Genomic DNA, 26,395 nt, shown 5'->3' with positions numbered 1-26,395 from the left:
CGCACACCCCTCGCGCGCCGACTTTTCCTGCTCCATCCTGACCACCTCCCCGGTGGCGCCCGCCTGCCGGATAGTCCGTTCGGACTATCCGGCACCCTGTTGCATTTCTCTTCCCTGTCAGAAATCCCTCGCAGACTGTTTGCTTAGCGCGGTAATCATTCGCCGCCTATCCCTGCCTATATCCCGCAATAGGAGCAGACATGTCTTCGATACAGCATCCTGACAATGACCTGACGATCAACCCGTCGGGCAACGAATCCATACGCGACGTGATGGCCCGTTTCCAGGGTCGTCGCAATTTCATGAAGGGCACACTGGCCACTGCCACCGTGGTTTCGATCGGCGGCTTCAGCGTCGAATCGAGCGCGGACAGCGGCTACGCATCCAGCCCGTCGCCGGCAGGTGGCATCGGCTTCACCGGCGTTCCCGCCAATGTGGTGCCGATGACCGATGGCATCACCGTGCCGCCCGGCTACACGGCTCGCGTGCTGATCGCATGGGGCGATGCCATCGGCAAGGCCGGTGCCCAGGCCAATGTGCATTGGGATCCGGCGACCGAAATGACCGAAGCGCGTCAGCTCACCACCTGGGGTGCGCACAATGACGGCATGCACCTGTTCCCCTTCCCGGTCGGCAATGGCGTGAGCAATGACCGCGGCCTGCTGGTGTCGAACCATGAGTACGTCGATCCGGGTCTGGTCGCCAATACGCTGAGCTATGCCAGCATCACCATGACCAAGGAAAAGGTGGACGCCCAGATCGCCGGCCATGGCGTGAGCGTGGTGGAAGTGCGCAAGCTGAATGGCGAGTACAAGGTGCAGCGCCCGTCCGCCTTCGCCCGCCGCATCACCGGCGCCACGCCCTGTAAGGTGACCGGCCCTGCGGCCGGTCACGCGCTGATGAAGACGGCCGCCGATCCTTCGGGCACCGTGGTGCTGGGTACGCTGAACAACTGCGCCAATGGCTACACGCCCTGGGGCACCTACCTCACCTGCGAAGAAAACTTCAACGGCTATTTCGGCACCACGGCCGCCAAGCTGGCTGCACAGCCCCTGTCCGCGCTGGAAGCCCGCTATGGCCTGGCGGCCGGCGGCTTCGGCTATCGCTGGCACGAAGCCGATCCGCGCTTCGATTTTCGCGACAACCCGAACGAGCCGAACCGCTTCGGCTGGGTGGTGGAGATCGATCCGTGGAACCCGAACGCCATGCCGGTCAAGCGCACCGCGCTCGGACGCTTCAAGCACGAGAGCGCGGAAACCGTGGTCGGTGCCGACAATTCGGTCGCGGTCTACATGGGTGACGACGAGCGCAACGACTATGTCTACAAGTTTGTCTGCGCGAAGAAACTGGACACGAAGAACCGCGCGAACAACCGCGACCTGCTGGACAGCGGCACGCTGTATGTCGCCAGGTTCAATGCCGACGGCACGGGTGTCTGGCTGCCGCTGGTATGGGGCCAGAACGGCCTCACGCCGGAGAACGGTTTCGCCGACCAGGGCGAGGTGCTGATCAAGGCGCGCCAGGCGGCCGACCGTCTGGGTGCCACCATGATGGACCGCCCGGAGTGGATCACGCATCACCCGGTGACGCGCGAAATCTACATGACGCTGACCAACAACAACCGCCGCGGCGGCACGACCTCGAATTCGGTCAATGGCACGACGACCGCTGGTAGCGCCCGCCCGCCGGTCGACGCGGCCAACCCGCGCCCCGACAACCGCTACGGTCACATCATCCGCTGGAACGAGAACGGCGGTGACGTGAAGGCCACCGGTTTCGAATGGGACATCTTCGTCGAATGCGGCGACAAGCTGGCCAGCGCGCCGAATCTGCAGGGCAATATTTTCGGTGACGACCTGGGCGCACCGGACGGCCTGTGGTTCGACAAGGACGGCCGCCTGTGGATACAGACCGACCAGGCCGGCGACGCCACCGGCGACTGGGCAAACATCGGCGGCAACGCCATGTTCTGCGCCGATCCGGCGACCCGCAAGATCACCCGCTTCCTGACCAGCCCGAAGAACTGCGAGGTCACCGGCATCGCCTCGACACCGGATGGCAAGGCGCTGTTCATCAACATCCAGCATCCGGGCGAGGACTGGTCGGGCAGCTTCACCGCCCGCAGCACCTGGCCGGACAGCCAGTTCAACGGCCCGACCACCCAGGCCGGCAAGCCGGTGGCCAAGCCGCGTTCGGCATGCGTGGTCATCACCAAGGATGACGGCGGCGTGGTCGGTACCTGATCGACAGTCCCTGCATGACCTGCCGGGCGCGACCTTTCGTCGCCCGGCCTCTTTCGGAAAGGAATGAACATGAACTTCAAATTCGCCGCACTGGCGCTCGCGCTGTCCGCCGCTCTGCCGGCACAGGCCGCCCTCACCAGCAACGCCGCCGACATCACGAATGCGACGGTGGTCGATTTCAATGACTATGACGGCTACCTGACCAGCGGTCCGGAAACCGTGGCGCCGGGCGTCGTATTCACCGGCGACGAAGGCTCCGAACTGGGCGCCTTCATCCGTTCGCTGGAAAGCAATGGCGTGTGGGGTGCGGAATCGCCCTTCGTCGCCGGTGGCGCGGTCGGTGAACTGCGCTTCACCTTCGCCGAACTGACCTCGGCCGCCGGTGCCTTCGTGAATCACTACGCCGAGCTCGGTTCGTTCTTCCCGTTCGGCCTGGTGGTGTCGGCCTATGGCGACAACAACCAGATCATCGAAACCTACACGCTGTCGATCACCACCGACGAATTCAGCTACAACGAAGGCCTGTTCGTCGGCATCACGCGCGACGCGGCGGACATCCGTTCGATCTCGTTCAAGGGCACGAACGTGGTGCTGGACAACCTCGCGGTCGCCGGCCCGGTACCGGAGCCGGAAACCTACGCCATGCTGCTCGCCGGCCTGGGCCTGATCGGCCTGACCGCGCGTCGCCGCATGCGCTGATCGCGCAACACCTGTCACGAGGGTCCGATATTCGGCCCGGCCATCCGGCCGGGCTTTTTTTCGTCCGGCGTTCCGCGACGGACGAGGTACCGCCGCGCGCGCAGGCGGGCTCCTGCCGGGGATGCGCCTCAGTTTTCGAGAATCATCTTGATCACGCCTTTTGCCACATAGCCCATCATGCCCAGGCCCAGCCCTATCATGATGACGAAGGTTCCGAAGCGGCCCGCCTTGGATTCACGCGCGAGCTGGAACAGTATGAAGAACATATAGAGCATGAATGCCGCGACGCCGAACGTAAGTCCGAACTCGGCAAACTGCTCTTCGGTGATGCCGCCCATGAAAAAGAAGAACTCCAGATTGCATTGATACGAATCCTGTCCATCGCGACCCTCGGTGCCCGCGCTGCGCCATCCGCTCAGTTCCGCGCATCGGCGGACTGCGGGTTGCGCGGCACGAGATCGCGGTAGGCGTGCCAGCTCGCGTGTCCGAGCAGCGGCACCACCACCAGCATGCCGACCAGCGCGGTCGCCATGCCGAAAAGAGTGAAACCGGCAATCGCGGTGGCCCACAGGGCCAGCGGTGCCGGATTGTCCAGCACCGTGCGCCAGCTCGTGAGCACCGCGCCCATCACGCTGATGTCATGTTCCATGAGCATGGGTATGGCCACCACGCTGGACGCGAACACCGGTGCAGCAAGCAGCCCCCCCAGCGCCATCCAGCCCTCGAACAGCCAGCCCTCTTCCGCCAGCACGACAACGCGCAGGAAATCCTCGGGCGTGGTGACCGGCGCGGCGGCAAACACCTTGATCAGCGAGGCCGAGGTTACCACCCATCCGCTGCCTGCCAGCGCAAGCAGCAGGCCGAAGACCACCAGATGTTTCTCGTGCGGCAACCAGGCGCGCAGCACCGTCGCCGCGCTCACCCTGGCGCCGCCTTCCAGCGCGCGGCTGGTGGCATACAGTCCGGTGGCCACCACCGGCGCCACCAGCATGAATCCGGAAAACGCGCCAGCGAGCAGCCAGAACTGGTCGGGGATGAACCAGCACAGCAGATAGCCGAACAGCGCGACAGCCAGACCATGGGACAGGCCGGGCCATGGACAGGCCAGGAAGTCTCGGCAGCCCGCCACGAGCCAGGTGAGCGGTCGGCCCAGCGGCACCGTCCTGGTAGTGAACACACGGGACTCGATCAGGGCTTGGCTGTCGTTCATGGCGTCTCCAGGTGTCTTCGCTGTCGCCAGGGCCTGTACGGGCACCCGCGACACGTGTCGGCAAGTCGGGCAACGGCCGGCGCCGGATGCGCAGCTTCCCGCATTGGCGCAATCGCATGCACAAGTATCGGGCAAAGCAGGTCGTGCCGTCACGAAATAAACGCGGAACTGCACCAGCCGCGCGCATGCCCTGCCCGGCGTTTGTGCATCGCACGAAAACTCTCAAGAGCCCCTTCCTTCCGCCGATGACCGCGCAAAGTGGCGCGCATCCGACGCCACCAGCACTCCGATCAATACGAGGGACGAGTCGATGTTTTCACGCGGGTTCGGACGGAAGGCGCGGCAGACGCGCGAACAGTGCCTGCGGGCACTGGATGCAATGATGACAGGCGAAATACCGGCGCACTGGCCGGACGATGCGGAGCTGACACAGCGCCTGCGGGCACTTGCCGATCGCATCGTACAGGCGGATGCGGCGCCGCAGCGTGGCGAGCTGCCGCACCAGCTCGGACTGCTCAGCAGCCGGGCCGGCGCGCTGGTCGGCCATCTGGCGCGCAACAGTGCTGCACAGCGCAACACCATTCAGCAGGTATCGCTGCGCTCGCACCGGCTGGCCGACGAACTGAGCGCGGCGGTCGAGCACGTAAGCCATTCGCGCGACACCGCCGCCAGCCTGCAGGCGGACATCGGTGGCGCGATGAAGGCGGCCCACGCCTCGCTGGTCAGTGCGCTGGAAGCGGCGATGCAACAACTGGCACGCAAGGCGCAAGGGGCTCAGAGCGTGCTCGAGGACGTGCGCCGCATCGGCGAGCAGATCAATCTGCTCGCGCTGAATGCAGCCATCGAGGCGGCGCGTGCAGGCGAGCACGGGCGAGGCTTCGCGGTCGTCGCCGACGAGGTGCGCAAGCTCGCGACGGTCACCATGGAACACATCGGTCGCGCCGGTCGCGAACTCGATTTCAGCGATGTCGAAGCGGAACTGCACGCGCTGCGCACCACCAACGAGGCCCGCCTGAACGAGGCCACCGTCACGGTGCAGGAATCCAACCAGCGCCTGTCCGGACTGTTCGACGCGCTGAACGGCGAAATCGTGGCCGTGCAGGACAACACCCAGGTCATGTTCGAAAGCATGGACATGCTCGATCTCGCAGTCAGCCGCGTGAACGCCAAGGAAGTGTGGCTGCGCGCACTGAACAAGGACATCGCGAACGGCCTGCAGCATCTGGCGCGCGAGACGGCCAACTGGACGCCACCGTCGCTGCGCGGCCTGGACCTCTGCAACGGCGACCTGCTCGACCGCATCCGCAGCCGGGGCGCGCTGCGCGTGGCCGTCGAGCCGGCATTCGTCGGACTGTCGTTCCGCCGCAAGGCGGGCGAAGCGCTACAGGGTCTGGATGTCGATTACGCGCACGCGCTGGCCCGTCATCTGGGCGTGCGCTGCGAACTGATGGAAACGCCCTGGGACATCTGCACCGAGCGACTGTTCAGCGGCGAAAAACCCGGCCAGCCGCCGGCCGACATCGTGATCAGTGCACTGCCACCGAGCGCGGATTACGGAGCGATCGCCTACTCCGAGCCCTATACCTATCTGCACTGGGTGCTCGCACGGCGCGCGGGCGACGCTCGCATCCGCCGCATCGAGGACCTGGAAGGCAAGGTGCTGGGCATCATCAACGATCCGGGGGCCTTCGCGGTGCTGCAGAGCCTGGGTGTGGGCCAGGACGAAGGTTGCCGTATCAGGCTGGCCAATCTGATCGCCTATTCCGACCAGGGCCGCATACACGACTGCCTGGCCAACGGCGTGGTCGATGCATTCGCGGTCGATCTGCCGATCTACCACTGGGCGTGCACCGACGCTGCCAGTCCCTGGCGCGGGCGCATCGAAATCGTCCCCGGCAACCTGGCCGCCCGCCCCTATTACTACACCATGGCGGTGATCGGCGAAGCGCAGGCGGCACGTCTGCTGACAGAGGTGAATGCCTTCATCCGCGGCTTCCGCGGCAGTCCGGAACGACTGGCGATAGAACGGCGCTGGCAGGGTACTCCGATCGAGGGCCGGCACACCCATCGCGACGAACCCGGACGACTGATGGGCGAGGACGAACTGCGGGCAATGGCCGAGGGCGCGGCGGGGCGCTGACGCCCGCCATCCGCTGCGGCGAGAGGTCCATGCCCGCTCAGATGTCGCCGGACAGACTGTCCAGTATCGGGCAGTCGGGCCGGCCATCGCCCTGACAGCAGCTCACGAGGCTTTCCAGCGTACGTCGCATGGCGGTCATTTCGGCGATGCGACGGTCCAGATCGACAATGTGTGCCTGAGCGATGCGCTTCACGTCCGCGCTGGCGCGGTCCGGCTTCTGCCACAGCGCCAGCAGGCCGGCGATCTCTTCCATCGAAAAGCCAAGATCGCGCGCGCGGCGGATGAAGCGCAGGGTATGCACTTCGCGTTCGCCGTAACGGCGATAGCCCGCTTCACTGCGCGCCACTTCGGGCAGCAGCCCCAGCGCTTCGTAATGTCTCACCATGCGCGCCGACACGCCCGAGCGTGCCGCCGCCTCGCCGATATTCATCTTTTGCCGCCTCCCGCCCGCCAGCGCCGCAGCAGCAAGGCATTGCTCACCACGCTGAAACTGGAGAACGCCATCGCCCCACCCGCGATGACCGGGTCCAGCATGCCCGCCGCGGCCAGCGGAATGCCGACCACGTTATAGGCGAAGGCCCAGAACAGGTTCTGCCTGATCTTGTTCCAGGTGCGGCGCGACAGGTCGATCGCGTCGGCCACGCGCGCAGGATCGCCACCCATCAGGGTGATGCCAGCCGCATGCATGGCCACATCGGTGCCGGTCGACATGGCAATGCCCACATCGGCCGCCGCCAGCGCGGGCGCGTCGTTGATGCCATCCCCCACCATGGCCACCACCGCGCCGCCCTGCTTCAGCCCGGCCACCACGTCAGCCTTGTGCTCCGGCAGCACCTCGGCGCGCACATCGGCCATCCCGAGTTGCGCAGCCACGGCCTCCGCGGCGCCGCGGTTGTCGCCGCTGACCAGTATCGTGCGCACACCTGCCGCCTGCAGTCGCTGCACCGCTTGCGCGGCCGACGGTTTGATCGAGTCACCGAACGCGAGCAGACCGAGCAGGCGCGGCGCACCACTCAGATCCGCCAGCCAGGATACGGTACGCCCGACTGCCTGCAACTGTGCCGCGCGGGCCGCCAGCGGCGACAGGTCGACGCCCAGCTCTTCCATGAAGCGCGAACTTCCGAGCTTGAGCTCGCGGCCCTCCACGGTCGCCGCGATGCCGCGGCCCGCGACGGCCGTCAGCGCGTCCGCCGACGGTACCGTGAGCCCTTCGCGCAAGGCGGCAGCCGTCACCGCACGCGCCAGCGGGTGTTCGCTCCCGGCCTGCAATGCGGCGGCCCGCGCCAGCAGTTCACCGCGCGGACCGGACTGCGGCTCGACCGCCACCAGTTCCGGGCGTCCTTCGGTCAGCGTGCCTGTCTTGTCGAATGCCACAACGGAAACGCGATGCGCGACTTCCAGCGCTTCGGCATCCTTGATCAGCATGCCGTGGCGCGCCGCAACGCCGGTGCCCACCATGATGGCGGTCGGGGTGGCCAGACCGAGCGCGCACGGGCAGGCGATCACCAGCACGGCGACCGCATTCAGCAACGCCACTTCCACGCCGGCGCCGCTCATCGTCCAGCCGACGAAGGTGAGTACGGCGAGCAGCAGCACCACCGGCACGAAGACAGCGCTCACGCGGTCGACCAGGCGCTGGACCGGCGCCTTGCCGGCCTGCGCGCCTTCCACCAGCCGCACGATGCGGGCCAGTACGGTCTCGGTGCCAACGGCGCGCGTGCGCACCACCAGCAGACCTTCACCATTGACCGAACCGCCGGTCACGCGGTCCCCCGCCTCCTTCGCCACCGGCAGGCTTTCGCCGCTGATCAGCGACTCGTCGATCTGGCTCACGCCTTCGATGACCTCGCCATCGACCGGCACGCGCTCGCCGGGCCGGATCACGACCAGGTCACCTACCCCGACGCGCGCCAGCGGAACGTCCATGTCCTTGCCGTCGCGCCGCACCCGGGCGACTTCCGGCCGCAGCGCACTCAGTTCGCGCAATGCGTCCGTGGTCTGTCGCCTGGCCCGTGTCTCCAGCCACTTGCCCAGCAGCACCAGGGTGATGACTACTGCCGAAGCTTCGAAATAGAGATGCGGCCGCATGCCGTCGGGTGCGCCCAGCCAGAGCCACAGACTCAGACCATAGGCGGCCGAGGTGCCGAGCGCGACCAGCAGGTCCATATTGCCGCTGCCGGCGCGCAGGGCCTTCCAGCCGGCACGGTAGAAGCGCGCGCCGAGCCAGAACTGCACCGGCGTCGCGAGCAGCCACTGCAGCCAGGCGGGCGGCATCCAGTGCACGCCCCACAGCATGCCCAGCATGGGCAGCGCGAGCGGCAAGGACAGCGCGACCGCGAACGCGACCGGCCACCACTGCGGCCACGCCGACGCCGGCACCGCAACCGCGGCCTCGCTGCGCGGAGTGGCGGTGTAACCGGCGCGTGCGACCGCTGCCAGAAGGGCCGCCGGCTCATCGCCCAGATACGCGACCTGCGCGCTTTCGCTGGCCAGATTGACCGACGCTGACTGCACGCCCGGCACCTTCGACAGTGCTTTCTCGACACGTGCGACGCAGGATGCGCAGCTCATGCCATCGATGTCCAGGCCGATCACCTGCGGCTTCACCGTGTAGCCGGCGCGCGTGATCGCGGCGACCAGTGCCGGCGTAAGTGCACCGGCGTCCGCGCCGGCCTCGGCGTCGACGGTGGCGTTTCCGGTTGCCAGATTGACGCTGGCGGATGCGACGCCGGGCGTACGCGCGAGCGCCTTTTCCACGCGCGAGACGCAGGACGCGCAGGTCATGCCCTCGACGCCGAAGGACCAGCGCGGCGCGGCCGCGGCGGCAATGGATTCACTGTTCATGGCGATGTCCGTGACGGGATCGGACAGAGTGTCGACCTTTCCATCATGGTAAGGTCAAGCATGCCGAGTGCGAGCGACACTTGACCTTGTCACGGTGACAAGGTCCAGGCTGCGCCATTCCGATCACTCATCAAGGACCCAGCATCATGAGCCAGACAGTGGAATTCACCGTACCCGACATGACCTGCGGCCACTGCGCCGGCCGCATCGAGGCGCTGGTCGCCGGCCTGGACGCAAAGGCGCGTGTAGACATCGATCTGCCCGGCCATCGCGTGCGCATCGAGTCCGACACCGATGCCGAAGTGTTTCGTGCCGCGCTGATCGAGGCCGATTACCCGCCCGCCTGACGCCGCCCCCGGTCAGCGGATCGCGTCCGGCACGACACGGTCACCGATTTTGCGCGCCGGCATCCAGCAGCCGGATCGCTTCCGCCGCTTCGCTCCGGGCGGGTTGCACCTGAAGCAGATCCTGCAGCAGCGCGCGCGCTGCAGCGGCATCGGTCCGCGCCAGCGCGAGCGACATGCGCAACAGCGGATCGTAGGCCGGCCGGAAATCCGGGCTGGTGCGCAAGATGTCCAGCAGCGGCCCGCGCACCTGTGCCAGCATCTGTCGCACATCCGCGCTGGGTCGCACGCTGCGGCCCAGCGCGATGTAGCGATCGCGCGCCGACCAGTAGGCGGCCAGGCGGCTGCGCCAGGCCGGATCCGGTGCCCCTCGCAGCAGTTCGTCCACGTCGATATGTGTCGCGTCGAGCAGGCTGACCAGCCGGTCACGCGGCAGGGAATCCGGCTGGTAGGTGATGCGCGGTGCGCTGTAGATGACGACCGGATGGTCGTCGGTGTTCACCGGTGCGTCGCCGGCGAATGCCGACAGCGCCTGCGGGCCGGCAATGAAGGTGCCAAGGAGCGCGAATTCGTCGTCGATGTCGAATTCCGCCGGTGTGAAGGGCAGCGCTGCCGTGGCCAGCCGCCGACGCACCTGATCGAGTTCCAGGTGGCCGCCGTCGCCGCGTGCGACCAGACCCAGCGTCGGCGTTTCCAGACTGTTGGTGGCCAGCATGGCCCAGCCCTGCGGATAGACCGCAAGGAAGGCGCGCACGACGCTGCGCAAGGTGTCGAGATCGAGCTGATGCAGAGGCAGCCACTGGCAGAACACGCCATCCGGCGTGAGTCGCGCCTGCACGGCGCGGAAGTGCTCGACCGTGTACAGCGCACCGGAACCGCTGCGCGCCGGATGGAAGTTGTCGGACACGATCACGTCGTAGCGCTCGCTGCCGGCCCGCACGAAGCGCCGTGCGTCGGCCGCCATGACATGCATGCGCGGCACCGTGCCCTGTCCCCACAGACCATGGGTGAAGCGCGGCGAGGCGGCGATCACCTCGGGCAGCAGTTCCGCCACATCGACCTGCAGATGGCTGTCCTGCGCGGCGGCGGACGCGGTCACGCCGGTTCCCAGGCCGAGGAAGAGCGCGCGCGCCGGCGCCGGATGAAGCAGTATCGGCAACAGGGCCTGACGCGCATCCGCAAGGCGGGTGGCGCTGCTGCCCTCCTGTTGCCGGTTGTTGATGTGCAGCGTCGCAACGCCCTGGGCATCCTCGATCACGCTCACCGTGGCGAGTACGCCCTCAGCATGACTCAGGAGCCGGCCGCCGGGCGGAACGGCAACGAAGGCGAGCGAAGGCATCCAGAGCGTGAGCGCCGCGGCGGCAACCACCGGCGCCCAGAATCCGGGCCGGCGTCGCACCGCCGGCGAGGACAGCAGCAGATAGCCGAGCACGACCAGCAGCAGGGCTAGCCCGGGGCCGAGCGCAGGCACCAGCAGGACGCCGAACAGCAGCGGCGCGAGCGCCGCGCCCAGGGTATTGACCCCCAGCGCACGACCGAAGCCGACGCCGGCCAGCCGGCCCTGGGTCGCCAGGTGGCTGAACAGCACGCCCATCGCCATCGTGGGCAGCAGGAAGGCGCCCAACGCCAGAGCAGCTTCGGCGACCAGCGCGCTCGCCAGGCTGGCACCCAGCGCGGCGAGCAGCCACCCCTTGACGGCCGGGGCCGCGGTCAGGGCGAGGATGCCCGCCAGGCAGGCCCACGCCAGGATCAGGCACAGCGTGTCGCGCAATCCGTCGCCCCGGTCAAAGCGATGTCGCCGGCCGGCATAGAGGGTGGCGCCGAGCGCGGTGCCGACCAGATAGACGGCAAGCAGGATGGCAAAGGTATAGACCGTGTTCTCGGCAACCTGGCTGAGCACGCGCACCACCAGCACTTCATAGGCGATGCCCAGCAGCCCGGTAGCGGCGAGCAGGCGCAACACCTTTGGTGCGTCCTCCATTGCGACCGGAACGCGCTCCGGCGATATGCCGGCCGAGGTGCGCGGAAAAAGCTTCCAGGCGATCACTGCGCAGCCCAGATTGAGCGCGGCGCAGATGCCCGCGGTGGCACCGAGACCGTACCGGGGCAAAAGCCAGAAGGCGCTGCCCAGCACGCCGAGCAGGGCACCGAAGGTGTTTCCGGCGTACAGCGCGGCGATCGGCGTGCCGCCGTCGGTCAGACGCGCCAGTGCGCGTTCCATGGCGGGCAGCGTGGCGCCCATCGCCGCGGTTGCCGGCAGCAGCAGCAGGAAGGTACCGCCGAAGGCCACGCTCCAGTGCCAGACGGGCGCGGGCTGCGGGCCGATGAACTGCAGCAGTGCGCCAGCCAGCGGTTCCAGCGCGAAGGCGAGCGCCAGACTCCACAGGCCGATGAGCGATTCGCATGCGGCATACCACAGGCGCGGGTGCGCACTGCGGTCGACGCGCGGACCGAGCGCCAGGGCACCGACCGCCAGTCCGCCGAAAAAGGCGGCTACGACCGCCAGCACGGCCGCGGCCTCATGGCCGAGCCAGAGCGCGCTCTGCTGGGTCCACACGATCTGGTAACCGAGCGCCGCGAAACCGGACGCCACCATGAGTACCAGCGCCATGCTCCAGGGCAGGGACAGCCGGAACCGGGCGGATGACGCTCCACCCACGCCTTGGCCGACGTTCGACACGTCAGCCGCTGAAGCCGATCCGGTAGCCCCAGGAATCGAGGCTGGCCGGGATCGCGTTGAAGGGCATGGTGATGCGCCGTCCGGCGGTGTTGTGCGGAACGGCGTGCATCAGATAGCTGGGAAACAGGACCAGGTCGCCCGGTTCGGGCTGGGGGCTGATCCAGCGCTCTGCGTTGTAGGGTCCGACGGCGATGCCCTTGTGGTCGTTCTTGAACGAAAACTCGGTGCCGCCCGGCGACTTCATGAATACCGTGCGCGAATCCGGATGGATGGGCGTGAGATAGACCACGCCCGAAATGAAGCTGTTCGCGTGGTTGTGCATCGCCTGGTATCCGCCGTGATCCATCACGTTCACCCACATTTCCTTGAGCGACCAGCCCATCTGTTCGCCGAACAGCAGCGCGCCGAATTCCGACACCCGCGGGGTGAGCTGCTGCGCGGCCTCCACCAGCAGAGGACTGTCCCCGGGATGCAGCATGGCGGTATGCGTCAGATTGGGCGAAGTGTTGTTCGCCTGCTGTGCCTGGACGGTGAAGTGTTCGACCAGTCCGCCGACCAGAGCCGGATCGAGGGCGCCCGCGATACGCATGACGGGAATGGGAAACAGGCCGAAAACTTCGCTTTGCATGGGCGTTGAGGAGGTGATCGTGGGAAGCGGGAGACGTAGCGGACCCGGGCAGAAACGGCGGCACTGCATCCGTCGCGCAAGTAAAGTGGCGGCTTGAGCCGCTTCCTGCCAGACGCGCGAGCGTACGCGGCGTGCGTGACAGTTCAATGAAAAAGGCCGGCACGTGCGGGAAGCGAACTGCAACGATGTCATCAAATCATCACGGATGCTGACTAAAGTTCGTGTGAACAAAAAATAAGCGCGTGTTGAACATTCATTATTGAGTGTGAAATCTCTTTAAGGATTGGGCATGGATCTCATGCCAAGCCCTTGTACAGAAGGAGTTTTTTGATGTCCAATCCTCCGGTTTCCGGTCGAATCACCCGCGTCGCGGCCCTGCTTTCTGTTGCACTTGCTGCGTCGTGGGCACTCGCGCATGAAGGCGTCCACCCCGATCCTCACATCGCTCCGGCGCTGCTCGCGCAGCCGGACGACCACTGCGGAGTCCGGACCGATGCTGCGCCGGCCTGCGGCGCGGCGAACGCGCACGGGCAGGTGAAGCCGGGACAGGATGCCGACGCGGCGCACGGTCGTCCGCATCACGATCCCCGGCAGCACGGCGGGCGACAGACACCGCTGGGCTGATACATGCGAAGCCCCGCCAGGGGCCATCGCGGCAGCGTGCACACCCGTGGGTAGTCCATGCCCATGGTTGCGCGCGCTTGCATTTAATCTCCTTGAAACAGGAAGGTCACGTTGCGTCCCGAGAATGTCGGAGGGCTGGCCCTGCCCCGGACCAAGACCAATAGCTATTCCTTCGCATCTCCTGAAAGGACCCTCCGACATGATGTTCAACACCAAGATGACGCCGGTTGCCTCGGCCGTGGCCATGGCAATCAGTGCCGTCGCCGTGAGCATGGCGCCTGGCGTTGCCAGCGCCGGCAAGACCGCCGGCACCTATGTGACCGGTGACTTCCACAACCATACGACCTGCTCCGATGGCTCGATCTCGATGCAGATGCTGGTGAAGAAGTCCACCGACAAGGTCGATACCCCGTGGGGTCTGGACTGGTTCGTCCAGGCCGGTCACGGCGGTAATGGCAACCGCAACTGCTCGCTGGTCGAAGACGAATCCGTCGCCACGCCGGCCTACCCGGTCGTCGAGGGCAAGGGCCCGACCACGACCTGGGCAAACAGCATCGGCGCCGCCGCCGTCAAGGGCAATGCGTCGAATGGCACGCCTCTGAGCAGCCAGTCGAATCCGTCGATGTGGCGCTGGCAGTCCATCCAGGAAATTTCCTACCCGATCGCCGAATACCTCACCGCACTGAAGGGCGTGCCGGTATTCATGGGCATGGAATCGGTCGTGTCCGGTCACGAGCACACCTCGATGAGTGTGATTACCGGTCAGTTGCCGGCCGAAATCGACCATGCCGGCCTGCCGACCGGCCCGGGCTACACCCCGCTGGGCAATGCCGCAGCGCTGGCTCAATGGTCCTACTGCTTCGACCGCAACGACAGCGACAACAGCCGTGGCGCCGGCCAGAGCTGGGATTGTTCGGTGCCGGGCAGCCTGAACGCCGCCGATGCCAACTGGAACGCAACCGCCGCCAAGCTCACCAACAACAGTGGCGAAGCCGGTCACCTGAAGACGGTGGAAGGCGTGAAGTGGATGGCCAAGTACCATCCGAATGCCAGCTACTACGTACCGGCCCACCTGGAGCGTGCCGGTCCGTTCAATCCGAGCGGCAGCAACGGCTTCAACATCGAACACCTGCGCAATTTCAACAATGCCGCGCCCCGGGTCGCTTTCGGTTTCGAAAGCCAGCCGGGTCACGGCGCATCCAGCGACCGCGGCGAGTACTACCCGGATCGCAACAATTTCGGTGGCAAGCGCTGGGATTCGGTCGGCGGCACGACCTGGGGCGGTACCGGTGTCTACGCGGCGCAGATCGGCGGCGTGTGGGATGCGCTGCTGGGCGAAGGTCGCAACTGGTGGTTCTTCGCCAGCTCCGACTGGCACAACCGCGGCAGCTTCGGTACCCACGACGTGCGTTCGACCCAGGACTTCTACCCGGGCGAATACCAGCGCGATTTCGTGATGGTGCGCAATGGCAGCGACAAGGTGCGCCCGCAAGCCATCGTGGACGGCCTGCGCAGCGGCAACAGCTTCGCCAGTTCCGGTCAGTTGATCGACCGTCTGGGCTTCGTGGCGTGCGCCTCGTACAAGGGTCTCGCTGCCCGTACCAACGCATCTGTGGAACGCCTCGCTCTGAATGCCGCGATGGCCAATACCGATACCGATGTCGCCGGTTGCGCCACCATGGGTGAAAAGCTGAGCGTTCGCCCGGGTGCCGAAATCGTGGTCGCCATCGTCGTGCGCGATCCGTCCGGCACGAATTACTCGCCCTACTCCTTCCCCAACCCGTCGTTGGCCCAGGTCGGCATCACCCAGCCGATGAATGCGCCGGAACTGGATCATGTCGACGTGATCCGCGGCATGGTGACCGGTTACAAGCAGCCCGCCAGCGCCGACTACGCCGGTGCCTGGCCGGATGACTGGGTCGAGAACGCCGACATGGCCCGCGTGCCGGCCGCCGCCAAGAACACCACGGCAGCCGTCATCAAGACCTTCAACGACGGTACCTGGGCATCGGTCGCCGGCAATCCGGAATACAAGTCCATGGTGTTCCGCATCCCGGCCGTGGCGGCATCGCAGTACATCCGTCTGCGCGGCAGCAACCTGCCCGCCGGCGTGCCGTACGAAACCGACGACAAGGGCAATCCGCTGGCCGACGTCTATACCAATGCCGGCAGCAACAACCGCGCCATCGCCCCGCTGTCCATCCCGTGCAAGGCAAGCGGCAGCAATGTGCCGGGCAACGACGTGACCCACACGGCGTCGATGACCAAGATCGACGGTTGCCCGAACCATCTGCCGGTCGTGAATGGCCAGAAGATGGTGGCATACGACGTGGCCGCCTGGGCTGACCTGTGGTTCTACAGCAACCCGATCTTCATCGAGGTTGCCAATTCGACCCAGGTCGCCGGTGTGAAGTAAGGAAGCAGGATGCGCCGCCCCAACCGGCGGCGCATCCATTGATCCGTTGAAAACAGGAGTATCGAAATGAATCTGAATCTGGCCACTCTTCTCGCCGCCGGCCTGTTCGCCAGCGCCCCCGCCTTCGCCGCCGATGTCGTCGTCGATTTCGACGAACCGACCAGCTTCGCGTCGATCGGCGACTTCTACGCCGATTCGCTGGGCGTGTCCTTCGGTCTGGACATTCTGGCCCTGCAGAACGACGAACTCGGCCCCTACTATTCCAATTCGCCGTCGCCCACCGGCGTCATGACCGTGGTTGGCGCAGATGCCACCATGAACTTCGCCACCGGTTTCACCGCCGCGTCGTTCTGGTACTCCACCACCAGCTTCGCCATCGTGAACATCTATTCCGGCCTCGATGGCACCGGCGATCTGCTGGCCGCCTTCGCGCTGGTGGACAACGCCACCTACGGCTGCAGCGACTCCGCCTACTGCAACTGGAACTTCGCGTCCAACGCCTTCAATGGCGTGGCCCACTCCATCACCTTCGCCAACGCCGAAGGTGCCGGCTTCGACAACCTGACCATCACGGCGGTGCCGGAACCCAGCCAGGCCCTGCTGCTGTCGCTGGGTCTGGCCGGCGTGGCCTACGGTGCCCGTCGCATGAGCCGCAAGCAGGCCTGATAGCCCGCGACTGCCAAAGCCGTGATCGGGACGCCGTGCACCTTGCACGGCGTCCCTTCGTTGTTAACGCTCCTTGCGTCGCACCCGGTCCGTGCGATCACCGATGATGAGAATGTCCCTGTCCGCCCCCCAATCCGACTCCCCTGCTGTTGCCGCTCCCTCTTCCTCCCGCGGCGGCCTTCCGGCATGGCTGCGCGATCCACTGCTGCACTTCCTCGTGCTCGGCGCACTGCTGTTCGCCATCGATCACGCACTGTCCGGCAAGGCCTACGATCCGCACACCATCGTCGTGGACGCCAAGGTCGACCAGCATGCGATAGACATCTTCCAGGCTTCGCGCGGTCGTCCGCCCACCGAGCAGGAACTGTCGGCACTGCGCCAGCGCTGGGTCGACAATGAAGTGCTGTACCGCGAAGGTCTGGCGCTGCAGGTGGATCGCGGCGACGAAGCCATACGGGATCGGGTCATATTCAAGGCGCTCAGCATCATCGAGGCCAGCGTCAAGCTGCCGCCCTATGACGACCAGACCTTGCGCACCTGGTTCGAGGCGCGGCGTGACAAGTACGAAGAACCGGCGCGCTACGACTTCCAGGAAGCGGTGCTCGCCGGCGACAACGGGGAAGCCGCGGTGCGTGCCTTCGTGCGCGCCCTGAATGCAGGCACGCCGGGCGATGCACAGGCTGGACTGAGGGTGTTCAAGGCGCGCCCCGAACCCACGGTGGTGCAGAGCTACGGCGAGGACTTCGCCGCAGCGCTGAAGAAAGCGCCACGGGAGGAGTGGGTCGCCCTGCCGGCCAAGGAAGGCTGGCGCGCGATACGCCTGATCGCGCAGACGCCGGCGCGGCCCGCGGATTACGACGCGCTGCGCGGCGTGATACTGCAGGACTGGACCGACCAGACGATGGCCGAACAGCGCACCGCCGCAGTACGCAACCAGGCGCGCAAATACAACATCAAGTATGAAACGGGCCGCAAGGAATGAAGCCGCATCGCCTTCCGTCCCCGGTGCGCGCTCTGCTGGCCCTGGTCATGCTCATGCTGTTTGGCGGTGCATCCGCACACGAGCTGAGCATCGCCGAGATGGAGATACGCCAGCTCTCGCCCACCGACTTCGTCTGGCAATGGACCGCCAGCGGCAATGTGCCGGTCGCCCAGGAACTGACGCCGAAGTGGCCGGAAAGCTGCGCGGCCGACGGCAACGTGCTGAAGTGCGGCCGGGAAGGACTGCGCGGCAAGCTCACGATAGAAGGCATAGGCCAGACCTACTCGGCGGCGCTGATCAAGGTGTACTGGCTGGAGGCCCCGTTCAGGGTCTACACCATCAGCTCCGCGCAACCCACGGCGCGACTGGGCGGATCCGGCCAGGACCATGCCGAAGGTATCGCTTCATACGTCTATCTGGGCATCGAACACATCCTGCTCGGTGTCGACCATCTTCTGTTCGTGCTCGGACTGTTGCTGCTGGTCGCCAACCGGTGGACCCTGGTGAAGACCATCACCGCCTTCACGATCGCCCACAGCATCACACTCGCGGCGGCCACCTTCGGCGTGGTGCATGTCGCTGCCGCCCCGCTCAATGCCAGCATCGCCCTGTCGATACTTTTCCTTGGGCTGGAGGTGGCGCGAAGCTGGCGCGGCGACAGCAGCTTCACCATACGCAATCCATGGCTGGTGGCGTTCGCCTTCGGCCTGCTGCACGGCTTCGGCTTCGCCAGCGGTCTGGCGCAGATCGGCTTGCCGGAGAAGGACATCCCGCTCGCCCTGCTCATGTTCAACGTGGGAGTGGAAATCGGACAACTGGGCTTCGTTGTCGGCATACTGCTGGTCGCCCGCGCGATCCGCCTGCTGGCACTGGATCGCAACATGGCGCTGCAGCGTTTTCCCGGCTATGTCGTGGGCGCGCTCGGCGCCTTCTGGACACTGCAGCGTATCGCCATCCTCCTGAAAGTCGTCACATGAAACCGCGCACACCGTTCACCCTTCCCGGCGCCCTGCTGATGCTCTTGCTGCCCGCCGCCGCATTCGCCCACCAGGAGGCGGGCCAGGCGGCCGGCTTCCTGGCCGGCCTGGAACATCCGGTATCGGGCCTCGACCACATGCTGGCCATGGTGGCCGTCGGCCTGTGGGGCGCGGTGCTGGGACAACCCGCCATCTGGATGCTGCCGGTCGCGTTTCCGCTGATGATGGCGATGGGCGGCCTGATGGGCCTGCTCGGATTTCCGCTGCCCGGCGTCGAGATCGGCATTGCCGCATCGGCCATCGTACTCGGTGCCATGGTGATGACCGAAAGACGCTTGCCACTCAGGGCGGCCGTCGTCATTACCGCACTGTTCGCGATCTTCCACGGCCATGCGCACGGTGCCGAACTGCCCGAGGGCGCGAGCGCATTGATGTACAGCCTGGGCTTCGTCATGTCCACCGGCCTGCTGCACGCGGTGGGCATCGCGCTCGGCACGCTGCACGGCTGGAGCGCGGGGCGGCGGGCTGTGCGCGCCGCCGGCGGCGGCGTTGCGCTGGCGGGCCTGTTCTTCATGTGGAAGGCGCTCGCGTGAGGCGAAGCGCGCCCGCTGTCATCGCCTTCGCCCTTGCGCTTTTCGCCGCGCCGGCACAAGCCCACCTGGCCAGCACCGGCTTCGGCGACTTCTACGATGGCATCGCCCATGTGCTCATCACCCCTGAAGACCTTCTGGTGGCCCTGGCGGTGGGGCTGCTCGCCGGACAGCGCGGCAGTCGCGCCACCCGGTTCGCGGTGATCGCACTTCCACTGGCCTGGCTGGCCGGCGGACTGATGGGCGCGCGCTGGTCGCCGCTGCCGTCGCAACTCGTTGTGCTCACCACGGCGACCTTCGCGCTGACCGGTGCCCTGGTGGCTCTGGACGCGCGGCTGCGCGATGCGGCCATCATCGCCATCGCCATCGCGGCGGGTCTGCTGCACGGTCTGGCCAACGGCCCGACCATGACGCCGTCGGGCATAGGCACGCAGGGCCTGATCGGCGCCGTATGCGCGGTCGCCGTGCTGGTGCTCCTGTTGTCCTCGCAGGTGAACGCACTGGTTCCCGGATGGCAACGCATCGCGGTGCGGGTGGCTGGAAGCTGGATTGCCGCCAGCGGCCTGCTCATGTTCGGCTGGCTCTACCACACCGCACGTTGACGTCGGTCGCCACGGCAGATGCCGTGGCGAACTCAGTGCTGCCCGTGACCGCCCACGCCCGGGCGACGCACATGGACTTCAACCCCTTCTGCATCCGATCCGTGCGCCTCGCCGGACGAAGTCGGCGAGTCCGCCGCAGGTGACGATGCCGGTGGCACCCGGGAGCCGTCGACTTCGGACGCTACCGTACCCGGTGGATGATCGAACCAGCCGGGATCGGTGTAGTCGTCAGCCTTCTGCCCGCGCCTTACCTTGAGCACCGAGAACATGCCGCCCATCTCGAGCGGCCCGAACGGACCGTCGCCGGTCATCATGGGCAGCGTGTTCTCGGGCAGCGGCATCTTCATGTCGGCCATGTCGGCCATGCCCTGGCTGCCCATGGCCATATAGCCCGGCACGAGATCGGCGATGCGTTCTGCCAGCCCGCGCTGGTCTACGCCGATCAGGTTGGGCACGTCATGTCCCATCGCATTCATCGTGTGGTGGCTCTTGTGGCAGTGCATGGCCCAGTCGCCCTCCTCATCGGCGATGAATTCGATCTGCCGCATCTGTCCGACCGCGATGTCGGTCGTTACCTCCGGCCAGCGCGCACCTTTCGGTACCGGACCGCCATCGGTGCCGGTCACCTCGAACTCGTGGCCATGAATGTGTATCGGATGATTGGTCATGGTGAGATTGCCGATGCGGATGCGCACGCGGTCGCCCTGGCGTGCCACCAGTGGCGCGATGCCGGGAAACACCCGGCTGTTCCAGGACCACAGGTTGAAATCCAGCATGGTCATGGTTTTCGGCGTATAGCTGCCTGGGTCGATGTCGTAGGCGTTGAGCAGGAACACATAGTCGCGGTCCACCGGTGCGATCAGCGGGTGACGGCCCTTCGGGTGAGTGACCCAGAATCCCATCATGCCCATGGCCATCTGCGTCATTTCGTCGGCGTGCGGGTGGTACATGAAGGTGCCGGGCCGGCGTGCGACGAATTCGTACACGAAGGTCTTGCCCGGCGGTATCGCCGGCTGGGTCAGCCCGCTCACGCCATCCATGCCATTGGGCAGGCGCTGGCCATGCCAGTGCACGCTGGTGCGCTCAGGCAGCCTGTTGGTGACGTAGATACGCACGCGGTCGCCTTCGACCACTTCGATGGTCGGCCCCGGCGACTGGCCGTTGTAGCCCCACAAGTGGACCTTGAAGCCGGGCGCCATTTCGCGCACCACCGGCTCGGCCACCAGGTGGAATTCCTTGACGCCGTCCTTCATGCGCCAGGGCAGCGTCCAGCCATTCAGCGTCACCACCGGGTTGTACGGGCGACCGGTCGGCGGAACCAGCGGGCCGCGCGTGTCGGCGGTCGTCTCGACCACCGGCTCCGGAATCGCCGCCAGCGCCACACGGCTCACGGCCGCGCTGGCCACAGCGGCACCAGCGATGCCTGCATTGCGGAAAAAATCTCTGCGGGAAGTCATTTCGCTCATCCTGTTCAGTGCTCTGCGCCAGAGGCGGTGGCCATTGCGGCGCCCGGTGCGGGCGCCAGATCGGGGCGACCGACCAGCGCCATGTCGAGATCCGCCTGGGCGATCCAGAAATCGCGCAGCGCCTCGATGTAACCATTCACACCGGCCACCTGAGCGCGGGCGTCGGCCAGCAGTTCGAACACGCCGATCAGCATGCCGTTGTAGCGCAGCAGGTTTTCATCGGAAATGCGCTTCCTGAGCGGCACCACCTCGTCGCGGTAATGGCGCGCGATGTCGAAGGCCATGCGATAGCCCGCGTACGCTTCGCGTACCTCGGAGCGGGCGTTCACTGCCGCTTCGGCGGCCCGCTCGACCGACTGCATGTAGATGGCCTCGGCCCGCGCGACGCGCGAGCCGCCCCAGTCGAACAGAGGAAGTTCGAAACTGATCTCGTAGCCCTTCTTGTACGACTCGCCGCGCCGTCCTTCCAGCACGCGCGCCGGACCGAACTCGAGCACGTCGATGAAACGGGTGGTCTTCGTCAGCCCGAGATCGCGCGCGGTCGCTTCTGCGTCGAGTTTCGCGATCTGCAGGTCGATGCGCGAACTCATGGCCTGGCGCTCGATGTCCGGAGCGTCGAGCGCGGCCGCGGGCAGTTCGGGCAGTCGGTCGGGCAGTCGGAACGCGGTCTGTTCGCCCCACAGGCCCAGCAGGCGGGTCAGCCGCTCGCGCGCCGCAGTGTGCGCCTGTTGTGCGCGCGCCAGATTCAGCGCCGCATCGGCGTGGAAGCCCTGCTCCCGTGCCTGTGCCAGTGCGCTGTAGTTGCCGGCGGTGCGCATGCGCCGGGCAAGCTCGGCGCCTGCGTCGGCGGCCTCCATCACCTGTTTCATGTAGCGCAGCGTTTCGCCGGCAGAGACCGCCTGCACCCAGGCGCGGCGCACATCCGCTGCCAGACGCAGCACCTGCAGCGATACCGCGCGCTGTGACTGTTCGAAGACGCGGCGATTCACCTCGACCGCCTGCGGCATCGTCAGCAGCGAAAAGATGTTGAAGGTGATCGCCTGCTCGATCTTGTAGTCGCGCCCGCCGTCTTCGCGCTTGCTGGCGTGGAACATCGACAAGGTCGGATTGGGCAGGCGGCCCGCGCGCACCACATCGGCCTCGCGAATGCCCAGTTCGTGGAAACCCGCCTGCAGGCCGCGATTGTTCAGCAGCGCGAGCTGTACCGCGTCGTCCGCCGACAGCGGCTGCGCCAGCAATTCGGCAACGCGGTCGGCCACCGCCTTGCGGTCCTCGTCGCTGCGCGCCCATCGGACCTCTTTGCCCAGCGCGTCGCGTGCGGTCCGTTCGACCGTGCCGAAACCGCCGTCCGGGCTGAAGCTGGCGCATCCGGCCAGCAGCGCGACCGCCGCCGCCAGCGGCACGAGCCTGAGCCGGCCATGATCAGTGCTTGTGCGCATCGCCGCCCTCCTCGTCGCCGTGATGGCAGTCGTGTCCGTGGTGCGACTTCATCGCCTGTGAACCGCCGCCCCGCTCGTGCCCGTGCATCGATTCATGGTGGGCAGCGTGATGCGGACAATGGTGCGGCTTCGCGTCGCCGCCGGCAGCACCGTGGCCGGCGTGCGCATCGGCCGCCGCTTGCTCGGCGGGGTCATGACCGGCATGCGGGTCGGACGACAGGGTCGCTCTACTGCCGTGGTCGTGCCCGTGTCCGCCGGTCTGGCGACCGACTGCGTCGTTGGCATCGCGCCAGTTGCCGACCGTTGCAGCGCCAGTGGCGCGGTAGCTGTCGAACACCGAGCGGTGATCGACTGGTCGCGTGGGGGCGGCCGGATCCGCGGGATCGGCCGCCCAGGCAGAGGTAGAGACGGATGCTGCGACGAGCAGCATCCGCATGGAATGATGGAACATGGCAACCTCGCGAAAGACAGGAGTATCGATTTCCGCCCACAGTGGACGGATTTCGGGTGTCAGGCGAGGTCGTGTCTGGGCGGACGTTCAGTGCCTTCGGTGATGAAGGCGGGAGGGGTCACGCGCGCCGGCAGCGGACGCAAGTGAGTGGACATGTCGCCGGGCAGCCGCAGCGCGGACGGCATCAAGGCGCTGCCGATGCAGCAGGCGGCGCAGGCGCTGCAGGCGTGCTTGCCGGGAGAGGGCGTCTCGGCGGGATCATGAGCCCCATGGTGGTGATGGGCGGGCGCGGCTGCGTCGCCGTGCAGGATCCCTGTCGTCTGCAGGCCATGATGCGACGGCGCGCAACGGATCATGACGGCTGCAGCGAACCCCTGCAGCGGCAATGCCAGCAGCAGCATGAAGGCAAGCAGGACGCGGGTCGCGGAGCGCATGAAAGCCAGGATATCAGCGGAAGGACGGAATTCGCATGACACCGGTCAAGTCGTACTCGGGTCCACCGTCCAGCGGCGCGACACATTGCCCTGTGCATTCACGCTTTCCAGATGAACCGGGAAACCCCACAGGCGCGCCACATGCTTCATGACCTCGTAGGCGCTGTCATGCAGCGGCCGGTTGTTGTGCTGGGTATGCCGCAGCATCAGCGAACGGTCGCCGCGCAGGTTCACGCTCCACACCTGGATATTGGGTTCGCGCGAACCGAGATCGTACTGGCGCGACAGGGACTCGCGCAGACTGCGGTAACCCGCTTCATCGTGGATGGCGGACACCTCCAGCGTCGGTTCGGTGTCGTCGTCTCGAATGGCGAACATGCGGAAGGCGCGCATGACGCGCGGCGACAGGTACTGCCCGACGAAGCTCTCGTCCTTGAAGTTGCGCATCGCGTGATCCAGCGTGGCCAGCCATTCGCTGCCTGCGATGTCCGGAAACCACGCGCGGTCCTCATCCGTCGGCGCCTCGCAGATGCGCTTGATGTCGGTGTACATCGCGAAACCGAGCGCGTACGGATTGATGCCGCTGTAGGCCGGATGGCCGACCGGAGGCTGATACACCACATTGGTATGCGATTTCAGGCACTCGATCATGATGCCATCGTCCAGCCAGCCGTCGTCGTACATCGTGTTCAGCAGATGATGATGCCAGAACGTGGCCCAGCCCTCGTTCATCACCTGGGTCTGCCGCTGCGGATAGAAGTACTGCGCGATCTTGCGCACGATGCGCACGATTTCGCGCTGCCAGGGTTCGAGCAGCGGCGCGTTCTTCTCGACGAAATACAGCAGGTTCTCCTGTGGCTCGACCGGAAAGCGCGGCGCCTCGCGCTCGACCTCGTCGCGCTCGACGCGCGGCGGCAATGTGCGCCAGATTTCGTTCACCTGCTGCTGTGCATACGCCTCGCGCTCCTTCAGGCGCGCCTGCTCCTGTGCGAGGCTGAGCTTGCTCGGCCGACGGTAGCGGTCCACGCCGTAATTCATCAGCGCGTGACAACTGTCGAGCAGCAGTTCGACCGCGTCGATGCCGTGCCTTTCCTCCGCCGCCGCGACATAGTTCTTCGCATAGACCAGGTAGTCGATGATGGACGACGCGTCGGTCCACATCCGGAACAGGTAGTTGCCCTTGAAAAAGCTGTTGTGACCGTAGGCCGCGTGCGCGATCACCAGCGCCTGCATCGCCATCGTGTTCTCCTCCATCAGGTAGCTGATGCAGGGATTGCTGTTGATCACGATTTCGTATGCCAGGCCCATGTGGCCGCGGCGATAGTTCTTTTCGGTCGAGATGAATTCCTTGCCATAGCTCCAGTGCCGGTAGTTCACCGGCATGCCGACGCTGGCGTAGGCATCCATCATCTGTTCCGCGGTGATGATTTCGAGCTGGTTCGGATAGGTGTCCAGACCGAAGCGCGCGGCGGTCGCGCGGATCGCATCGTGATACTGTTCGATGAGCTCGAAGGTCCAGTCGCTGGGTGCCGGCAGCCGGGCGGCCGGACGTTCCTTCAACGGCAGCGGAGTGCGCAGTGGCGGCGCGTGCCGGCGGCCGCCGTATTCAGCCGGCGAGGCCGCGCGGCCGATGTGGCGCCGGTCATAGGTGTCGCTCATGTCGCCGCTCCTTCCTTCTTGAACAGATCGCGGAACACCGGATAGATCTGGTGCACCTCGGCCGCCTTGCGTATCGCGAAGTTCTCGCTGTCATCGGCCAGCGTGGCATATTCGTGCCAGAGGTTCTGCTCCTGCTCGACCACCTGGATGTAGGCGAAATAGCGCACCAGCGGCAGTATCTTCTGCGCCAGGATGTCGCGGCAGCGCGGGCTGTCGTCGTGCCAGTTGTCGCCGTCGCTGGCCTGGGCGCCATAGATGTTCCACTCACCGCGCGGATAGCGGGCCTGGATGATGTCCTCCATCAGCACCAGTGCGCTGGACACCACGGTGCCGCCGGTTTCGGTGGCGTGGAAGAAGTCGTGCTCGTTCACCTCCTGCGCCTGCGTGTGATGGCGGATGAACACGATCTCTATCTTCTCGTAGTGCCGGGTCAGGAACAGGTAAAGCAGGATGAAGAAGCGCTTGGCCAGATCCTTGCGCGACTCGTCCATCGAGCCGGACACATCCATCAGGCAGAACATGACCGCCTTGGCGGTAGGCACCGGCGTGCGCACCCGGCTGCGGTAGCGCAGATCTATCGGGTCGAGATAGGGAATGTGTTCCAGGCGCAGCCGCAGCGCCTCGATCTCCGCCTCGATCTGTTCGATCTCGAGCACGCGCTCCGGCGTGGCCGGCTGGGCGCGCAGCGCTTCGAGCTGTTCCTCGAGCTGGTGCAGCGTGCGCCGGGACGAACTGCCGAGCGCAATGCGCCGCCCGATCGCACCCCGCATCGAGCGCACCACGTGCAGATTGTTCGGCGTGCCGTCGCTGGAAAAACCGGCCCGGTGCGTCTTGAATTCGGGCGTATCCGCCAGCGTGGTGCGGATCAGGTTGGGCAACGCCAGATCATCAAAGAAGAACTGCATGAATTCTTCCTTGGTGAGATGGAAAACGAAATCGTCCTCGCCCTCGCCGGAATCGCTCGCCTGCCCGGAGCCACCGCCTCCACCGCCCCCCTGCGGACGTTCTATGCGGTCACCCTGCACGAAATCCTTGTTGCCCGGATGCACCATCTCGCGCTGGCCACCCGAGCCGTGGCCGAACACCGGCTCACTGATGTCGCGGCGCGGAATGTGGATGTCCTCACCCTGCGCGATGTCGCGTATGCCGCGACCTTCCACCGCACGGCGCACCGCGTCGCGTATCTGTTCCTTGTGGCGGCGCAGGAAACGTTCACGGTTGCCGATGGACTTGTTCTTGCCCGCCAGTCTGCGATCGATGATCTGCTGCAAGATGTGTCCCCTTCCCGCCGGAGCGGCTTC

Annotated in this window: 23 protein-coding genes and 1 pseudogene; 12 read left to right on the top strand and 12 right to left on the bottom strand. The window is 66.2% G+C overall.

Going from position 1 to position 26,395, the window contains the following annotated elements:
* Nucleotides 1-200: 200 nt before the first annotated feature.
* On the top strand, nucleotides 201-2,243 hold the full coding sequence (locus tag A3Q7_RS0102305; RefSeq protein ID WP_018410237.1) for a PhoX family protein: 2,043 nt from the start codon (nucleotides 201-203) through the stop codon (nucleotides 2,241-2,243).
* A 69-nt stretch (nucleotides 2,244-2,312) separates the two neighbouring features.
* On the top strand, nucleotides 2,313-2,942 hold the full coding sequence (locus A3Q7_RS0102300) for a PEP-CTERM sorting domain-containing protein (RefSeq protein WP_026224393.1): 630 nt from the start codon (nucleotides 2,313-2,315) through the stop codon (nucleotides 2,940-2,942).
* A 128-nt stretch (nucleotides 2,943-3,070) separates the two neighbouring features.
* Here the strand turns inward: A3Q7_RS0102300 and A3Q7_RS0102295 are convergent, their stop codons facing one another.
* Nucleotides 3,071-3,280, bottom strand: a complete 210-nt coding sequence (locus tag A3Q7_RS0102295; protein WP_018410235.1) for a DUF2788 domain-containing protein — start codon at nucleotides 3,278-3,280, stop codon at nucleotides 3,071-3,073.
* Between the two features lie 77 nt (nucleotides 3,281-3,357).
* The gene (locus tag A3Q7_RS19270; RefSeq protein WP_018410234.1) at nucleotides 3,358-4,152 is read right to left on the bottom strand and encodes a DUF2189 domain-containing protein; all 795 of its coding nucleotides are present in this window, start codon (nucleotides 4,150-4,152) and stop codon (nucleotides 3,358-3,360) included.
* Nucleotides 4,153-4,462: 310 nt separating this feature from the next.
* On the opposite strand from A3Q7_RS19270, the pseudogene A3Q7_RS21350 reads away from it, so the two are divergent.
* Nucleotides 4,463-5,170: pseudogene (locus A3Q7_RS21350) on the top strand (methyl-accepting chemotaxis protein); the annotation flags it as partial.
* Nucleotides 5,171-5,269: 99 nt separating this feature from the next.
* Nucleotides 5,270-6,292: a substrate-binding periplasmic protein gene (locus A3Q7_RS21345; protein ID WP_408630405.1), complete on the top strand. Its 1,023-nt coding sequence runs from the start codon at nucleotides 5,270-5,272 to the stop codon at nucleotides 6,290-6,292.
* Nucleotides 6,293-6,329: 37 nt separating this feature from the next.
* Here the strand turns inward: A3Q7_RS21345 and cueR are convergent, their stop codons facing one another.
* Together cueR and A3Q7_RS0102275 are read right to left on the bottom strand one after the other, a co-directional pair.
* Nucleotides 6,330-6,722: a Cu(I)-responsive transcriptional regulator gene (gene cueR, locus A3Q7_RS0102280; RefSeq protein ID WP_018410232.1), complete on the bottom strand. Its 393-nt coding sequence runs from the start codon at nucleotides 6,720-6,722 to the stop codon at nucleotides 6,330-6,332.
* Nucleotides 6,719-9,136, bottom strand: coding sequence for a heavy metal translocating P-type ATPase (locus A3Q7_RS0102275; RefSeq protein WP_018410231.1), 2,418 nt, complete (start codon nucleotides 9,134-9,136; stop codon nucleotides 6,719-6,721). The genes cueR and A3Q7_RS0102275 overlap by 4 nt, the downstream gene beginning before the upstream one ends.
* Before the next feature lie 146 nt (nucleotides 9,137-9,282).
* On the opposite strand from A3Q7_RS0102275, the gene A3Q7_RS0102270 reads away from it, so the two are divergent.
* Nucleotides 9,283-9,483, top strand: a complete 201-nt coding sequence (locus A3Q7_RS0102270) for a heavy-metal-associated domain-containing protein (RefSeq protein WP_018410230.1) — start codon at nucleotides 9,283-9,285, stop codon at nucleotides 9,481-9,483.
* Nucleotides 9,484-9,523: 40 nt separating this feature from the next.
* Here A3Q7_RS0102270 and A3Q7_RS0102265 read toward each other — a convergent pair whose 3' ends face one another.
* Nucleotides 9,524-12,160 (bottom strand): fused MFS/spermidine synthase, encoded by a 2,637-nt coding sequence (locus A3Q7_RS0102265; protein ID WP_198289151.1) that lies wholly within the window; start codon nucleotides 12,158-12,160, stop codon nucleotides 9,524-9,526.
* Nucleotide 12,161: 1 nt separating this feature from the next.
* Nucleotides 12,162-12,788: a putative 2OG-Fe(II) oxygenase gene (locus tag A3Q7_RS0102260; protein ID WP_018410228.1), complete on the bottom strand. Its 627-nt coding sequence runs from the start codon at nucleotides 12,786-12,788 to the stop codon at nucleotides 12,162-12,164.
* 330 nt (nucleotides 12,789-13,118) lie between these two features.
* Here A3Q7_RS0102260 and A3Q7_RS0102255 point away from each other — a divergent pair, with 330 nt between their 5' ends.
* The 7 genes from A3Q7_RS0102255 (at nucleotide 13,119) to A3Q7_RS0102225 (ending at nucleotide 19,645) form a co-directional block, all read left to right on the top strand.
* The gene (locus tag A3Q7_RS0102255; protein WP_018410227.1) at nucleotides 13,119-13,412 is read left to right on the top strand and encodes a hypothetical protein; all 294 of its coding nucleotides are present in this window, start codon (nucleotides 13,119-13,121) and stop codon (nucleotides 13,410-13,412) included.
* Nucleotides 13,413-13,611: 199 nt separating this feature from the next.
* Nucleotides 13,612-15,828, top strand: coding sequence for a hypothetical protein (locus A3Q7_RS0102250; RefSeq protein ID WP_018410226.1), 2,217 nt, complete (start codon nucleotides 13,612-13,614; stop codon nucleotides 15,826-15,828).
* Nucleotides 15,829-15,894: 66 nt separating this feature from the next.
* Complete coding sequence (locus A3Q7_RS0102245) at nucleotides 15,895-16,494, top strand: PEP-CTERM sorting domain-containing protein (RefSeq protein WP_018410225.1); 600 nt, start codon at nucleotides 15,895-15,897, stop codon at nucleotides 16,492-16,494.
* A 103-nt stretch (nucleotides 16,495-16,597) separates the two neighbouring features.
* Nucleotides 16,598-17,476 (top strand): peptidyl-prolyl cis-trans isomerase, encoded by an 879-nt coding sequence (locus A3Q7_RS0102240; RefSeq protein WP_198289150.1) that lies wholly within the window; start codon nucleotides 16,598-16,600, stop codon nucleotides 17,474-17,476.
* Complete coding sequence (locus A3Q7_RS0102235) at nucleotides 17,473-18,453, top strand: HupE/UreJ family protein (protein WP_018410223.1); 981 nt, start codon at nucleotides 17,473-17,475, stop codon at nucleotides 18,451-18,453. Before A3Q7_RS0102240 ends, A3Q7_RS0102235 begins: the two co-directional genes overlap by 4 nt.
* Nucleotides 18,450-19,046, top strand: coding sequence for a HupE/UreJ family protein (locus A3Q7_RS0102230; protein WP_018410222.1), 597 nt, complete (start codon nucleotides 18,450-18,452; stop codon nucleotides 19,044-19,046). Before A3Q7_RS0102235 ends, A3Q7_RS0102230 begins: the two co-directional genes overlap by 4 nt.
* The gene (locus tag A3Q7_RS0102225) at nucleotides 19,043-19,645 is read left to right on the top strand and encodes a HupE/UreJ family protein (RefSeq protein ID WP_157278070.1); all 603 of its coding nucleotides are present in this window, start codon (nucleotides 19,043-19,045) and stop codon (nucleotides 19,643-19,645) included. Before A3Q7_RS0102230 ends, A3Q7_RS0102225 begins: the two co-directional genes overlap by 4 nt.
* A gap of 32 nt (nucleotides 19,646-19,677) precedes the next feature.
* Here A3Q7_RS0102225 and A3Q7_RS0102220 read toward each other — a convergent pair whose 3' ends face one another.
* The 6 genes from A3Q7_RS0102220 to A3Q7_RS0102195 are packed head-to-tail and all read right to left on the bottom strand — an operon-like array spanning nucleotide 19,678 to nucleotide 26,365.
* Nucleotides 19,678-21,102, bottom strand: coding sequence for a multicopper oxidase family protein (locus A3Q7_RS0102220; protein WP_026224390.1), 1,425 nt, complete (start codon nucleotides 21,100-21,102; stop codon nucleotides 19,678-19,680).
* 14 nt (nucleotides 21,103-21,116) lie between these two features.
* The gene (locus A3Q7_RS0102215) at nucleotides 21,117-22,550 is read right to left on the bottom strand and encodes a TolC family protein (RefSeq protein ID WP_018410219.1); all 1,434 of its coding nucleotides are present in this window, start codon (nucleotides 22,548-22,550) and stop codon (nucleotides 21,117-21,119) included.
* Nucleotides 22,534-23,001, bottom strand: coding sequence for a hypothetical protein (locus tag A3Q7_RS0102210; protein ID WP_018410218.1), 468 nt, complete (start codon nucleotides 22,999-23,001; stop codon nucleotides 22,534-22,536). Before A3Q7_RS0102210 ends, A3Q7_RS0102215 begins: the two co-directional genes overlap by 17 nt.
* Nucleotides 23,002-23,060: 59 nt before the next feature.
* The gene (locus tag A3Q7_RS0102205; RefSeq protein WP_018410217.1) at nucleotides 23,061-23,435 is read right to left on the bottom strand and encodes a hypothetical protein; all 375 of its coding nucleotides are present in this window, start codon (nucleotides 23,433-23,435) and stop codon (nucleotides 23,061-23,063) included.
* A 45-nt stretch (nucleotides 23,436-23,480) separates the two neighbouring features.
* Nucleotides 23,481-25,094, bottom strand: a complete 1,614-nt coding sequence (locus A3Q7_RS0102200) for a SpoVR family protein (protein ID WP_018410216.1) — start codon at nucleotides 25,092-25,094, stop codon at nucleotides 23,481-23,483.
* Nucleotides 25,091-26,365: a YeaH/YhbH family protein gene (locus tag A3Q7_RS0102195; protein ID WP_018410215.1), complete on the bottom strand. Its 1,275-nt coding sequence runs from the start codon at nucleotides 26,363-26,365 to the stop codon at nucleotides 25,091-25,093. The genes A3Q7_RS0102200 and A3Q7_RS0102195 overlap by 4 nt, the downstream gene beginning before the upstream one ends.
* Nucleotides 26,366-26,395 lie beyond the last annotated feature (30 nt).

Origin of the sequence: Methyloversatilis thermotolerans (assembly GCF_000372885.1) — a bacterium.
GTDB lineage: Bacteria > Pseudomonadota > Gammaproteobacteria > Burkholderiales > Rhodocyclaceae > Methyloversatilis > Methyloversatilis thermotolerans.
This window is presented reverse-complemented; position numbering and strand designations above follow the sequence as displayed.